Source organism: Sphaerisporangium album (assembly GCF_003323745.1).
Classification (GTDB): Bacteria; Actinomycetota; Actinomycetes; order Streptosporangiales; family Streptosporangiaceae; genus Sphaerisporangium; species Sphaerisporangium album.
Genome location: NZ_QOIL01000018.1, coordinates 86,417 through 100,240, shown reverse-complemented (window position 1 = coordinate 100,240; position 13,824 = coordinate 86,417). Strand labels below are relative to the sequence as shown.

The 13,824-nt window shown below is 73.0% G+C and carries 9 protein-coding genes and 1 pseudogene; 8 read left to right on the top strand and 2 right to left on the bottom strand.

What is annotated here, in order from left to right; all coding sequences use genetic code 11:
• Positions 1–177 precede the first annotated feature (177 nt).
• From DQ384_RS28510 to DQ384_RS28485, 6 genes and pseudogenes are all read left to right on the top strand, one after another.
• Complete coding sequence (locus DQ384_RS28510) at positions 178–3,492, top strand: S41 family peptidase (RefSeq protein WP_114031963.1); 3,315 nt, start codon at positions 178–180, stop codon at positions 3,490–3,492.
• Positions 3,493–3,603: 111 nt separating this feature from the next.
• Positions 3,604–3,876 (top strand): annotated as a pseudogene (locus DQ384_RS28505) (MmyB family transcriptional regulator); the annotation flags it as partial.
• Positions 3,877–4,448: 572 nt separating this feature from the next.
• Complete coding sequence (locus DQ384_RS28500) at positions 4,449–5,450, top strand: ABC transporter ATP-binding protein (protein ID WP_114031962.1); 1,002 nt, start codon at positions 4,449–4,451, stop codon at positions 5,448–5,450.
• Complete coding sequence (locus tag DQ384_RS28495) at positions 5,450–6,175, top strand: ABC transporter permease (RefSeq protein ID WP_114031961.1); 726 nt, start codon at positions 5,450–5,452, stop codon at positions 6,173–6,175. The genes DQ384_RS28500 and DQ384_RS28495 overlap by 1 nt, the downstream gene beginning before the upstream one ends.
• 46 nt (positions 6,176–6,221) lie before the next feature.
• Positions 6,222–7,391, top strand: coding sequence for a sensor histidine kinase (locus tag DQ384_RS28490; RefSeq protein ID WP_114031960.1), 1,170 nt, complete (start codon positions 6,222–6,224; stop codon positions 7,389–7,391).
• Entirely contained in the window at positions 7,388–7,993 is a 606-nt protein-coding gene (locus tag DQ384_RS28485; RefSeq protein WP_114031959.1) for a response regulator transcription factor, read from the top strand. The genes DQ384_RS28490 and DQ384_RS28485 overlap by 4 nt, the downstream gene beginning before the upstream one ends.
• 171 nt (positions 7,994–8,164) lie before the next feature.
• Here the strand turns inward: DQ384_RS28485 and DQ384_RS28480 are convergent, their stop codons facing one another.
• Entirely contained in the window at positions 8,165–9,028 is an 864-nt protein-coding gene (locus DQ384_RS28480) for a GDSL-type esterase/lipase family protein (RefSeq protein WP_114032040.1), read from the bottom strand.
• Positions 9,029–9,271: 243 nt separating this feature from the next.
• On the opposite strand from DQ384_RS28480, the gene DQ384_RS28475 reads away from it, so the two are divergent.
• Together DQ384_RS28475 and DQ384_RS28470 are read left to right on the top strand one after the other, a co-directional pair.
• Entirely contained in the window at positions 9,272–10,501 is a 1,230-nt protein-coding gene (locus DQ384_RS28475; protein ID WP_114031958.1) for an isochorismate synthase, read from the top strand.
• Between the two features lie 146 nt (positions 10,502–10,647).
• Positions 10,648–11,139 carry a class I SAM-dependent methyltransferase gene (locus DQ384_RS28470; protein WP_220183182.1) on the top strand — a complete coding sequence of 164 codons (492 nt, stop codon included), beginning with the start codon at positions 10,648–10,650 and terminating at the stop codon, positions 11,137–11,139.
• Here DQ384_RS28470 and DQ384_RS28465 read toward each other — a convergent pair.
• Positions 11,127–13,742, bottom strand: coding sequence for a hypothetical protein (locus tag DQ384_RS28465; protein ID WP_114031956.1), 2,616 nt, complete (start codon positions 13,740–13,742; stop codon positions 11,127–11,129). The genes DQ384_RS28470 and DQ384_RS28465 overlap by 13 nt on opposite strands.
• Positions 13,743–13,824 lie beyond the last annotated feature (82 nt).

Here is a 13,824-nt window from a genome sequence, read left to right as displayed (position 1 = left end):
CCCTGATCGGGCACCCGACGCCGGGCCGGCGTACGGCCGTGTTAGTTTTTCGTGCCATATGCCCGTATTCGCCTGGTGCGCGGTTCTCTCTCGCGGCGAAGAGATCCGTTCACGTCTCGACGTGACGGCCCGGGTGCCTGATCATGGAAACCCCCGTCCCCCCGAACGCGAGGATCGATGTCCGCATACGCCCGCTTCCCCACGATCTTCGGCGACGAGATCGTCTTCGCCTCCGAAGACGATCTCTGGATGGTGCCCGCCGACGGCGGCCGCGCCTTCCGGCTGACCGCCGGGGTCGCCGAGGCCGGATACCCCCGCTTCTCCCCCGACGGCACCCAGATCGCCTACGTCGGGCGGGAGGAAGGGCCGGAAGAGGTCTACGTCATGCCCGCCGAGGGCGGAGCCGGCCGCCGGATGACCTACGACGACGCCCTGTGCACGGTCACCGGCTGGGACCCAGGCGGCGCCGTCGTCTACGCCAGCGACGAGGCGCAGCCCATCGGCCGCCGCCGCTGGCTGCACCGCGTCGACCCGGCGACCGGCGTCTCCACGCGCCTGCCCTACGGCCCCGCGAACACCGTCTCCTACGGGCCGGGCGGGGCGGTCGTCCTCGGCCGCAACACCGCCGACCCGGCCCGCTGGAAGCGCTACCGCGGCGGCACCGTCGGCGACCTGTGGGTCGACCGCGACGGCGACGGCGAGTTCACCCGCCTGATCACGCTGACCGGCAACCTCGCCTCCCCCTGCTGGACCGGCGAGCGCGTCTACTTCCTGTCCGACCACGAGGGCGTCGGCAACGTCTACTCCTGCACCCCCGAGGGCCGGGACCTGCGCCGCCACACCGACCACGCCGACTACTACGCCCGCAACCTCTCCGGCGACGGCCGGCGGCTGGTGTACCACGCCGGCGCCGAGCTGTACGTCCTGGACCCCGCCGAGGGCGAGTCCCGCCGCGTCGAGATGCGCCTGGGCAGCCCGCGTACCCAGCGCAACCGCCGGTTCGTCCACGCCGCCCACTACCTCGACAGCGCCGCCCTCTCCCCCGACGGCAGCGGCCTGGCCATCACCACCCGGGGCAAGGCCTACTCCTTCGCCGCGTGGGAGGGCCCCGTCCGCCAGCACGGCGAGCCCGACGGCGTCCGCTACCGCCTGCTGACCTGGCTGAAGGACGCCGAGCGGCTGGTGGCCGCCGCCAGCGACGAGGGCGACCGCGAGGTGCTGGTCGTGCTCACCGCCGACGGCGGGGCCGCCCCCGTGCGCCTGGACCACCTGGACACCGGGCGCGCGATCACCCTCACGGTCTCCCCCGAGGCCGACCGCGTCGCGCTGACCAACCACCGCAACGAGCTGCTGGTCCTCGACCTGCCCGCCGGCGGCGAGGCCACGCTGACCGTCGCCGACCGCAGCGGCTTCGGCCGCATCGAGGACCCGGTCTGGTCCCCGGCCGGTGACTGGCTCGCCTACACCCGCCCCGAGTCCGCGCAGACCACCGCGATCCGCGTCTACGAACTCGCCACCGGCGAGTCCCGCCTCGCCACCCGGCCGGTGCTGCGCGACCGCGCGCCCGCCTTCGACCCCGAGGGCCGCTACCTGTACTTCATCGGGGAACGGATCTTCAATCCGGTCTTCGACGAGCTGCAGTTCGACCTCGGCTTCCCGCTCGGCACCCGCCCGTACGCGGTCGCGCTGCGCGCCGACGTCGGCTCGCCCTTCGTGCCCGAGCCGAGGCCCCTGTCCGGTGACGCCTCCGGCGGCGACAAGGACAAGGGCGCGGAGAAGGACACCGCGGAGAAGAGCACGGACAACGGCGACAAGGGCGAGGCCGGCGGGGAGAGCATCGCGAGCCCGGACGGAGCGGAGGGCGCCGGCGGCGCGACCGGGCAGGACGACATGGGCGAATCCGGCCTGCGCATCGACTTCGAGGGCATCGACCGCCGCGTCGTCGCCTTCCCGGTCCCCGAGGGCCGCTACGACCGCCTGGCCGCGATGAAGGACAAGGTGCTGTTCACCTCCTCCCCCGTCCAGGGCAGCCGCGGCGACGACTACGCCGAGCCGGCCACCGGCACCCTGCAGGCCTACGACCTGACCCGGCAGAAGATCGAGACCCTGGTCTCGGGCGTCACCGAGTTCCAGCTCGGCCTGGACGGCACCACGCTGCTGTACCGCGCGCGGCGGCGCCTGCGCGTGATCAAGGCGGGAGAGTCCCCCGGCGACGACGACTCCCCGAGCAGGACCAGCGGCTGGATCGACCTGGACCGCGTCAAGGTGTCGGTCAGCCCCGACGCCGAGTGGCGGCAGATGTTCCGCGAGGCCTGGCGGCTCCAGCGCGAGCACTTCTGGGCCGACGACATGTCCGGGATCGACTGGGACGGCGTCTACGACCGCTACCTGCCCCTGGTCGACCGGGTCGGCACCCGCGGCGAGTTCTCCTACCTGCTGTGGGAGGTCCAGGGCGAGCTCGGCACCTCCCACGCCTACGAGAGCGGCGGCGAGTACCGCCCCCGGCCGCACTACTCCCAGGGCAAGCTCGGCGTCGACTGGTCCTACGCCGACGGCGTGCACACCATCGCCGCGATCGTCCGCGGCGACCCGTGGGACCCGGACGCCACCTCCCCGCTCAACCGCCCCGGCCTGGACGTGCGGCCCGGCGACGCGGTGCTGGCGATCAACGGACGGCCCGTCGAAGGCCCCGACGGGCCGGCGCGGCTGCTGGTCAACCAGGCCGGCCAGGAGGTCGAGCTGACGATCAGGCGCGGCGACGGCCCGCCGCGGCGCGTCACCGTCAAGGCGATCGCCGACGAGCAGGCCGCGCGCTACCGCGACTGGGTGGAGGCCAACCGGCGGCGCACCCACGAGCGCACCGGCGGCAGGGTGGGCTACATCCACATCCCCAACATGGACGTCAGCGGCTACGCCGAGTTCCACCGGGGCTTCCTGGCCGAGTACGACCACGAGGGCCTGGTGGTGGACGTCCGGTTCAACGGCGGCGGCTTCGTGTCGGGCCTGGTGATGCAGAAGCTCGCCCGGCGCCGGCTGGGGTACGACTTCCCGCGCTGGGGCGTGCCCCAGCCCTACCCGTCCGAGTCGCCGCGCGGCCCGATGGTGGCGATCACCAACGAGCTGGCCGGCTCCGACGGCGACATCTTCAGCCACACCTTCAAGCTGCTCCGCCTCGGCCCGCTCATCGGCAAGCGCACCTGGGGCGGCGTGATCGGCATCTGGCCGCGCCACCGGCTGGCCGACGGCACGGTCACCACCCAGCCGGAGTTCTCCTTCGCCTTCGACGACGTCGGCTGGCGCGTGGAGAACTACGGCACCGACCCCGACATCGAGGTCGATATCACCCCGCAGGACTACGCGCGCGGGGTGGACACGCAGTTGGAGCGCGCGATCGACGTCGCGGTGGAGCGGCTGGCCGCCCAGCCTCCCCACACGCCCCGCCCGGCCGACCGTCCCCACCTGGCCGTCCCGCCGCTGCCCCCGCGCGGCTGACCAGGCCAAGCGGCGTCCCTCAGCTCGCCGGGACACCGGGCTCGCGGGCGCCGTAGGCGCGCAGGCGGCCGGCGAGCGCGTCCACCAGCCCTCCGGAATGAGGTTCGGACTGCGCCGCGGAGCCCTCGCTTTCCGCGCCTGGTGGGCCGCGCAGGACGTCTACGTGCACCGGCACGGCACGGCACCAAACGCTTCCACCACCCCGCCATCGGCGACCTCGACCTCGACTTCGAGGCGTTCGAGCTGCCCGGCGAACAGGCCCTCACCCTCCTGACCTACTCCGCCGAACCGGGAACCCCGTCCGGTGACGGCCTGCAACTCCTGGCCGCCTGGGCCGCCCGCAACACCGAGACCTCTGCTCGGGCCCGGCACGTCACCGAATGAACATCCCGGCCTCGGACCTCCTCCCGGGGAGCGCTGTCCCTGCCGATCTGCAGCGCGGCCTCGGTCTCGCCGTGACGGCCGCCGTCGGCGACGCGTTTGATCCCCGCGTTGGTGCCGAGCGCGTACAACCAGCGGCAGCCGTTTGCGGATCACGTCCCGCCGGGCCGCCTCCCTGGTCGCGACCGTGGTGAACGCGTCGGTGAGGTCGGTGACGAAGTCCGATCTTCACGGCGATGGCCGGCGGGGACCGGGAGCTGCGTGCCCTGCCCACCGGACACTGGCCGATGTTCTCGCGTCCGGCGGACACCGCGCGGCTGCTCGGTTCGTTGTGAGAGTGGGCGTGGGTGGGTTGGTCAGGGAGGGATGAACCGACCCGCGCCCTTTACAATGTAGATCAAAAGGGGGACGGCCTGTCCGCCGCGTGGCCGCGTCCGGCCATCGGCCGAGCGCCAGGGCCTCCCGCGCCTCCCCGCCGTCCGAGCGGCCTGCCGGCCGGCTCAGTACTTTTGTCCCGCCCAACAGCGGATCACCGTTCCTACCGGCCGCGCGGCGCGCTCCCTAGCGTTGCCGGCATGAACGCGAACGCCGTCTCCCCCGCCCCACCCGCGGCGGACGCCACCGGCTCCCCCGGAGCACCTCCCGCGGTGGCGCTCAGCGAGCTGACGAAGAGCTTCGGCGCGGTCCGGGCCGTGGACGGCCTGTCCCTGGAGATCCCCCGCGGGCAGACCGTGGCCCTGCTCGGCCCCAACGGCGCCGGCAAATCCACCGCCATCGGCATGATGCTCGGCCTGATCGCCCCCGACTCCGGGCGGGCCGAGATCTTCGGCGGCCGTCCCGGGCAGGCCGTGCGGGCCGGGCGCGTGGGCGCCATGCCCCAGGAGGGCGGCCTGATCCATCGGGTCACCGTCGGCGAGCTGATCCGGTTCGTCGCCGGAACCTACCAGGATCCGCTCCCCCTGGAGCGGATCCTGGCCGGCGCGGGGCTCGGCGGCCTCGCCGGGCGGCGGGTGGACAAGCTGTCGGGCGGCCAGGCCCAGCGGGTCAGGTTCGCCCTGGCGCTGGCCGGCGACCCGGACCTGATCGTGCTGGACGAGCCCACCTCGGCGCTCGACGTCGAGGCCCGCCGCGAGTTCTGGGACGGCATGCGCCGCTTCGCCGCCCGCGGCAAGACCATCCTGTTCTCCACGCACTACCTGGAGGAGGCCGACGAGCACGCCGACCGCATCGTGGTCATCGACCGCGGCCGGATCGTCGCCGACGGCACCAGCAGGGAGATCAAGCGGGTGACCGCCCTCACCACGGTCGGCGTCACGGTCACCGGCGAGACGTCCTGGCTGGCGGGCCTGCCCGGCGTGTCGGCCATCGAGATCCGCGGCGACCGCGCCCGCCTGCGCTGCACCGACTCCGACGCCACCGTCGTGGCGCTGGCCCAGGCCGGCGCCGTGCGCGACCTGGAGGTGTCCCCCGCCGACCTGGAGGACGCCTTCGTCGCGCTGACCGCGCACCGCGCCACCCCGCCCGTCCCCTCCCCCGTCAGGACCGGCCCCGCCGGCCAGGAAGAGAGCGCGGTCTGATGCTCGGCTACGTCCGCCTGGAGGTCGTCCGCGTGCTGCGCGACGTCACGTTCGTCGTCTTCGGCATCGCGATGCCCGTGGTGATGTACCTGATCTTCACCACGCTCGCCCTGGCCCCCGGCGACCGGGAGAAGGCCGCGCTGTTCGTCATGGTCAGCATGGCGGCCTACGGAGGCATGGGCGCCGCGTTCAACAACGGGTCGGGGCTGGCCGAGGACAAGGCGCTCGGCTGGCTACGCCAGTTGCGGCTCACCCCGCTGGCCCCGGCGGCCGTGGTGGCCGGCAAGGCCATCACCGGCATGGTCGTCGTCGTGCCCGCCATCGCCGCGATCCTGCTGGCCGGCACGTTCGTCAACGGCGTGCGCCTGGACGCCGGCCAGTGGATCTCCATCATCGCGCTGCTGTGGGCGGGCACGATCCCGTTCACGCTGTTCGGCCTGGGAAACGGGTACCGCCTCACCGGCCAGGCGGCGGGAATCGCGAACTTCGCCTCCAGCATGACGCTGGCCGTCGCCGGCGGCCTGTGGATCCCCTCCGACGTCTTCCCCGGATGGCTGAAGGCCGTCTCGGAGTGGACGCCCACCCACAGCTACGCCGACCTGTCCTGGAACGTCGCCTACGGCGAGGCGCCCGCGCCGCGGTCGGTGCTGATCCTGTGCGGGTGGCTGGCCGTGTTCGGCCTGTACGCGCTGGCCTCCTACCGGCGCGCCGGGCGCTCCGCCTGACGGGCCCGGGGATGCGGTCCGCGAGGCGGAAGGTTAGGTTGGGCCGGTGACCGAGGCGCGCATCCCCTGCCCGGACTCCATGGACCGCGACTTCGCGGCGCAGGGCCCCGACGCCCGGGGCTTCATGCCCTGGCTGCTGCTGCTCGTCCCCCCGTTGCTCGGCATCGTCCACGACGAGTCCCGCCCGCTGTGGCTGGCGATCCCCGGCCTGGTCGCGGCCGGCGTCCTGTACGTCTGGAGCGTCCGGCTGGGATTCACCGCCCCCCGCCGGGCCGAGAAGGGCCCGCTGCCCGCCCTCGGCGCGCTGACCCTGGTGCTCGCGCTGACGCTGGAGGGCGCCTGGTACACGCTGTTCCTGCTGCTGGCGATCGCCTGCGGGGTGGTCGTCAAGCCGCTGAGCAGGGTGTGGCCGGTGCTGGCGGCGCTCACCGTCACCGCGTGCGCGGTGGCGTTCGCCGAGGACGGCGACCTGGCGGGCACGCTGTCACTGGGCTGGGGGACGTTCACCGCGGGCCTGGTCCCGGCCATCATCCTGCAGTTGTTCCAGGTGATCGGGCAGCTCAAGAGGACGCGCGAGGAGCTGGCGAGGATCGCGGTCGCCGAGGAGCGGCTGCGCTTCTCCCGCGACCTGCACGACCTGCTCGGGCACACGCTGTCGGTGATGGTGGTGAAGGCCGAGGCGGTGCGCCGGGTGCTGCCCGCCGGGGTGGAGGCCGCCGCCCAGCAGGCCGCCGACATCGAGAAGATCGGCCGCGACGCCCTGACGGAGGTGCGCACGGCCGTCACCGGGTACCGCGGCCGGGGCCTGGCCGCCGAGCTCGACTCGGCCCGCACGGTGCTCGGCGACGCGGGCGTGAGGCTGACCACCCGCATGCCCGTGGCCGACCTCGCGCCCGAGGCCGACGCGCTGCTCGGCTGGGCCGTGCGCGAGGGCGTCACCAACCTGATCCGGCACAGCGGGGCGCGGGCGTGCGAGATCGATCTCGGGGTCGGGCGGGAGGGCACGGTGCTGGAGATCCGCGACGACGGCAAGGGAGGCGCCGCCCTGGCCGGGTCCGGCCACGGCCTGCGCGGGCTGCGCGAGCGTGTGACGGCCACCGGCGGGCTGCTGGACGTCGCCGACCTGCCCGCGGGCGGGTTCCGGCTGCGCGTGACCATGCCCACAGACGCCCGGGGAAACGCTGTGACCGGCCTCGGCGCGGCGGGGGCCGGATGATCCGGGTACTGCTGGCCGAGGACCAGGGCATGATGCGCGGAGCCCTGGCCCTGCTGCTCGGCCTGGAGGACGACATCGAGGTCGTCGCCCAGGTGGCCTCGGGCGACCAGGTCCTCCCCGCCGCGCTGGAGCACCGCCCCGACATCGCGCTGCTGGACATCGAGATGCCCGTCCGCAGCGGCCTGGACGCCGCCGCCGACCTGCGCGAGCGCCTGCCGTCCTGCCGCGTGCTCATCCTCACCACCTTCGGCAGGCCCGGCTACCTGCGCCGGGCCATGGAGGCCGGAGCCTACGGCTTCCTGGTCAAGGACGGCCCGGTCGAGGAACTGGCCGCCGCCGTGCGCCGCGTCCTGGCCGGAGAACGCGTCATCGACCCGGCGCTGGCCGCGGCCGCGCTCAGCACCGGCCCGAGCCCGCTGACCGACCGCGAACGCGACGTGCTGACCGCCGCCGCCGACGGCTCGACGATCGCCGACATCTCCGGGCGGCTGCACCTGTCGGAGAGCACGGTGCGCAACTACCTGTCGGCCGCGATCGGCAAGACCGGCACCCGCAACCGGATCGAGGCCGCCGCGCTCGCCCGCCACAACGGCTGGCTCTGACCCTGCCCCCTCGGCCCCCTCGCCCCGGTGACCCCGTCCAGTGCGGTGGCCGCAAAGGTTCACCGGGGCGTCCGTTTCCTTCGCCGGTGTGGGTCTTGCTATCCGGCGCCGGGCCGGCGAGAAGGGACGACGGTGATGGCGAGAACCCGGTGAAAGTTCGTGGACACAGCGCTAGCGGCCCTGGCGGCCGGAGGCGAGCGGCTCGCGGGTGAGCGTGCCGGCGTCCCAGGGGAAGCCCGCCTTGAACGTCGCCCGCGCGAGCGCCCGCTGGCCGTCGGCGTTGGGATGGAAGAAGTCCCACTTGCTGACCTCGTCCAGCGTGAAGGGGTACTCGAACACGGCGCCGCCGTCGCTGCGGCACCCCGGCCCGTAGGCGGCGCACGCCTCGGCCATCGCCTCGTTGTAGTCGCGCACCCGTTCGCGGACGCGGTCGCGGCGGGCGCGGTCCTTCTTGGCGTCGGAGGACGCGCGGGCCAGCATCGCCGGGCAGATGTGGCCGATGGCCCAGAACGAGCGGGCCACGACGTTGTCCTTGCCCAGGCGCCACAGGCGCTTGATGTCGGGGACGCTGGCCACGAAGACCTTCGCCCCCGTGGGCGCCAGCACGGCCAGGGCCCGGTCGATGTGGGCCCGGTAGGTCGAGACCGGCGTCATCCTGGACTCCTCCGACACGCAGGCGTCCTGCGCGCCGATCAGGATCGTGACGTAGGCCGCCTTGGCCGCCACGGCCTTCTCGGCCTGGGCGGCCAGCCCGGCGCTGGTGGATCCGGGCACGGCGAAGTTCAGGTTGTGCCCCTTGACGGCCGGGTCGATCGCGAGCATGCGCAGGTAGTGGCTGTTGACGCCGGCGTCGTCCCCGGCCGACCACGACCGGGAGGTGCAGGAGACGTACCAGCCGCAGGCGTTGAAGCCCGCGCTGATCGAATCGCCGAGCGCCGCCATCACCGGGGGCACCGGATCGGCCGCCGCCGCGACGGCCGTAACGGGGGCGCACACCACCGCGGCGGCCAGTACCAGCGCGATCTTTCCGACCATGGTCACCTCTATCTGGGACGATCCATCCTGGGCAAAAGATCGGCTACCAAGGTAGAGATCACGGGCGGCCCGCTCTATGACCTGCGGGCGAGGCGTTGCTACCGTTGACCGAGTTCCTATCGTGGCTTGACACGGCCTGCCACCTGTGTAGACGCCGATGAGTCCGTTAACGCCGGCCGCTTGGGGGCAGTGAGACCGGCACCTGATGTCGAACACGTTCAGATTCCGAATAAGGTGGGCAGAGTGAGTGTCGCGCTCGGGATAACCCGCCCCCCGCTGGTTCGCAGCGTCCCCGTCCATCACGCCGAAGATCTGATCGCGCGACTGCCGCAGGCCCCTCCGTACGCCTGGGTGCACCAGGGCGAGGGGCTGGTGGCCTGGGGGGAGGCCGCCCGGGTCTCCGTCCCGCCCGGCGCGGGCCGGTTCGACTGGGCGCGGCGCTGGCTGGCCGAGGTGTTCGGCGAGGCCCACATCGACGACGACGTGCACGTGCCCGGGTCGGGGCCGGTCGCCTTCGGGTCCTTCACCTTCGACCCCGACGCCGCCGGGTCGGTGCTGGTGGTGCCGCGCGTGGTGCTCGGCCGCAGGAACGGCCGCGCCTGGCTGACCACGGTCGGCGAGCCGCCCATCGACCTGGTGGCGCCCGCCGTGCCCCCCGGCCGGGTGGTGTACGGCGACGGGTCGCTCTCGGCGCCCGGGTGGCAGCACGCCGTGGCCCGCGCGGTGAAGGACATCCGGGCCGGCCGGCTGGAGAAGGTCGTGCTGGCCCGCGACCTTCTCGCCACGGCCGAGCGTGAGATCGACCCGCGCGTCCTGCTGGAGCGCCTGGCCCGCGCCTACCCCGACTGCTACACCTTCTCGTGCGCCGGGCTGGTCGGCGCCACGCCCGAGCTGCTGGTCCGGCACACCGGCGAGTCGATCGAGTCGCTGGTGCTGGCCGGCACGACCTACCGGGGCGCCACCCCGGCCGGCGACCGCGCCCAGGCCGCGGCGCTGTTCGCCTCCGCCAAGGACCGCCACGAGCACGCCTGCGCCGTCGCCTCGGTGCGCGACGCGCTGACGCCGCTGTGCGCGTCGCTGTCGGTGCCGGAGGAGCCGGAGCTGCTGGTGCTGCCCAACGTGCAGCACCTGGCCAGCCGCGTGCGCGGGCGGCTCGCCGACGGGGCCTCGGTGCTGGACGTGGTCGCGGCCATGCACCCCACGGCGGCCGTCGGCGGCACGCCGACGCCGGTGGCGCTGGAGGTGATCCGCGAGCTGGAGGGCATGGACCGCGCCGGGTACGCCGGGCCGGTCGGCTGGATCGACGCCCGCGGTGACGGCGAGTGGGGCATCGCGCTGCGCTGCGCCTACGTCGAGGGCCGCAGGGCGCGGCTGTTCGCCGGCTGCGGCATCATGGGCGGCTCCGACCCCGAGGCCGAACTCGCCGAGGCCCAGGCCAAGTTCCGCGTGATGCGCTACGCCCTGGAGGGCTGACCGCCGATCAGCCCTTCGCCGAGGGTGGGCGCCGGATCGCGCGCCCGGCCCGATGCGGGCGCGCCGGTCCCGCGGTCCGGCCACGAGGAGCCGGGAAGAAATCCGTTTGCCCGTGGCGCGCGGTCCCCCCATGATCGAGTATGACGGTGACACGCGAGCTACTCGCCTACTACGCGCAGGACAGGGAGCACGGACGGCTTCGTGAAGGCCGTGACCGGCTGGAGTTCTGGCGGACCCAGGACGTCCTGCGCCGCATGCTGCCCCCGGCGCCGGCCCGGGTGCTGGACGTGGGCGGCGGCACCGGTGCGCACGCCGAGTGGCTGGCCGCCGACGGCTACGAGGTCGAGTTGCTAGACCCGGTCCCCCTGCACGTGGAGCGGGCCGCGGAAGTGACCGAGGTGACGGCGCGGCTGGGCGACACACGCCGTTCGCCGGTGCCGGACGCGAGCGTAGACACGGTGCTGCTGCTGGGCCCGCTCTATCACCTGGCCGAGCGTGCCGGGCGAGTTCGCCGACGCCGGCCTTCCCGAGGCCGAGCGGTACGGGCTGGAGGGCGCCTTCTGGCTGTACGGCGACGTCGACGACTGGCTCGACGACCCGGAACAAGGTCCCCTAGACCCAACGCTCACCAGGGTTGAGCCGTCGAGCCTCCTGGTTCTATGCCGAACTTCCACAGCCGGTCGGCCTCACCTGCGCGGCCGGTGCGGCCGAGCAGTGCGATCAGCCTGTCCTGGGCGGGCCAATGGCCTGTCTCAACGGCGTGCATGAGCAGCCGTTCCGCCTCGCGCGTGCGCCCGTCACGCAGGAGCAGGTCACAGGTCGCGTCGAGGTCTCGGCTGTCGGCCGCCCGCCGCAGACACGCATCGCTCTCCTCCCGCCTTCCCGTACGTTCCAGCAGCCGAGCTAGATCTCGCCAGGCCGCGGGCGAGGGGTCGCGGCGCAGCCACTCCTCCGCCTCGGACGTGAGGCCTTCGAGCGTTCGCAGCCTGGCGAGGATACGCCGCGCGTCGCAGTCACCCGATTCGGCCAGCGAGGTCCAGTGTGCCTCGTCGGCGCGACGGTTCAGGTTTAAGTGCGGGCTGACGAAGATGCCGAGCAAGGTGTCCCTGACGTCGATGAACGTATATAACCCCGCCCGCGCCGCTGTTGCGTAAGATATGGCCACGTTCTGGGCGAGAATCCGTACGGCGTTCTGCAACCAAGATTCGCGCTCCTGCGCCACCGGCCACGTCTGCATGTCAGGCGGGGCATGTGGCGGGAGCGGATCTCCTGGCTCCCATTCCCGCCACGCGCGGGCCCAGCGCGCCCAGATCTCGCGGTCCGGGCAATCGAGCAGGTCGATTTGGAGCAGCGCCCGCCCGAGTTGCCGCCACTGGCCGGGAATCGTGGCTGTGCAGGCCGGCGTTTCGTTGTCGTCCTCAAGGGAGTACGCGCGGTTGTTCCACGCGGCAGCCTCCTGGTCGTGGCCCGCCTCTCGCAGCAGGGTCGCCAGCAGGCGCATGGCAGGCAGGTTACCCTTGTGCGCGCTCGGCTCCAGCAGGGCGGTTGCGATGCGGAAGAGGCCGCGGCCGACGGCTTCGCGGCCGAGCCTGAGACGCTCGTCGGGGTCGGTGGTGTGTCGGGTCAGAGCGTCCCAGAGCGCGGCCGGGACACGTTCCGCCTCGCGCTGCGAGTGCTGTATCAGGTAGTCGTGGGGTTCATAGGCAGGATCCGCGCCGGTGCGGTCGCGCAGTGCGGTGACGGCGGTTACCGCACGGCGGACGTCGGTGCGGCTTCCATCGGCGCGGTGGCCGGCGCCCAATGCGGTGAGGGCGTCGATGAGGTCAGCAGGATCGCCTGGCCGCTGCGATGGCGCCAGATAGCCATCGGCGGCAGCGGTCAGCACTGCGGGCGGCACGGGCGCGCGGTGGCCCAGACGGCGGGCGTCCAGTGCGGCGGTGATCAGGGCGTGCTCGACCGGTGTGAACAGGCTGCCGCGAACGTATGCGTCCAGCAGTTCGGGGCCGCCGGTCAGGTGCTGGATCACTTTGCCATCGGCCGCGCCTGCGGCGAGAGCGGCAGGAAACCGCGGATCGTTGGTGTCCAGAGCCGCGAACCCGTCCAGCTCACCGGAATTGAGCCGGGGAGGTACGAGGATGCGGCGCGCGTACGGCCCGGTGAGCAGGTCGCGGGCGGCGGCATACGTGTCAGGCCACTGGCCCTGGGCGGTCAGGGCCTGCCAGTAGGGCCGCTCCCACAGGGTGCCAAGCACCGCCACACGGGTGGTCTGGGCCAGGAACGCGGTCAGGAGCGTGGCCACCCGCTCCCCGTCCGCGCCGTAGAGGAACCGCTGCGTCTCGTTCAGCCATAACACCGTGTCAGGGGCAACCCCTCGCTCCAGCCGCGAGCAGAGCTCGGCCGTGTCCGCGGGGGCCACCAGCGTCCAGTGGGGGAGAATCGCGCATGTCGCCTCCCACAGCGCCCGCGTCTTGCCCGTCGCGGAGTCGCCGGTCAGCACCGCCAGCACCGGCCGGCCGTCTCGCTTGGTGACCTGGTCGAGCACAGAGCGCAGCTCGTGGTCGTGCTCCCTGACCAGGTACGCCGTCAGTGGCGCGGTGACGGTACCGCCAGGGTCGGGAGCGAGGTGCACGCCCAGCTCCAACGGGTTCACTTGGCCGATCGGCCGTACCACGGGCACGGCAACCGCACCGTGTTCACCCAGCAGATCGAGGATCTGCGTCGTCTGCCGGCTGATTGAAGCCAGCAGGCGTCCGGAGTCGTGGTCACGCACCGCCGCCCACCGCTCCCGGCCCGCAGCGGCCAGCTCCTGCCACAGCGGCGCCAGCGGGCCGCCGTTGACGGCGTCGGCGCGAATGCGGGTCAGGATCTGCTCGTACAGGGCGTCGATCAGCTCCTCCACCGCCACGCCCCGCTCGTCCAGATAGCCGATGCCGCCGAGCTCGGGGGCCGGGTCGATCAGTGGGGCCAGCCACGCCCGCAGTACCACCAGCGGATCCACCAGCGCATCGCCATCGGCGTCCAGCCGATACCCGAGATGCTCGGCAACCGCCGCCGTCACCGCCTCGACCTCACTGGGAACGGTCACCCGTCGCACCGCGGGCTCAACCGAGTTGGTCACGATCTTCGACAACGCCGCCTGCACGCTGGTTCCCACCGTGGCCCGCCGCACCCGCAAACCGGCGCCCTGACCGGTCCACTGCACCAACGCACCCAGCAACGCGCCGCCGAAATCCAGAGGCATCCGCGCCCCTCCCCACCCCTGTGCAACGACACCCCCGAACCACCCACCAGTCTGCCCCGACACCGTCGACCGCGAGCACGCC

Bases quoted from the DNA above. Each gene is read 5' to 3' on its own strand.
- DQ384_RS28510 (WP_114031963.1), top strand. From the start codon at position 178: ATGTCCGCATACGCCCGCTTCCCCACGATCTTCGGCGACGAGATCGTC.
- DQ384_RS28500 (WP_114031962.1), top strand. From the start codon at position 4,449: ATGAACGCGAACGCCGTCTCCCCCGCCCCACCCGCGGCGGACGCCACC.
- DQ384_RS28495 (WP_114031961.1), top strand. From the start codon at position 5,450: ATGCTCGGCTACGTCCGCCTGGAGGTCGTCCGCGTGCTGCGCGACGTC.
- DQ384_RS28485 (WP_114031959.1), top strand. From the start codon at position 7,388: ATGATCCGGGTACTGCTGGCCGAGGACCAGGGCATGATGCGCGGAGCC.
- DQ384_RS28480 (WP_114032040.1), bottom strand. From the start codon at position 9,028: ATGGTCGGAAAGATCGCGCTGGTACTGGCCGCCGCGGTGGTGTGCGCC.
- DQ384_RS28465 (WP_114031956.1), bottom strand. From the start codon at position 13,742: ATGCCTCTGGATTTCGGCGGCGCGTTGCTGGGTGCGTTGGTGCAGTGG.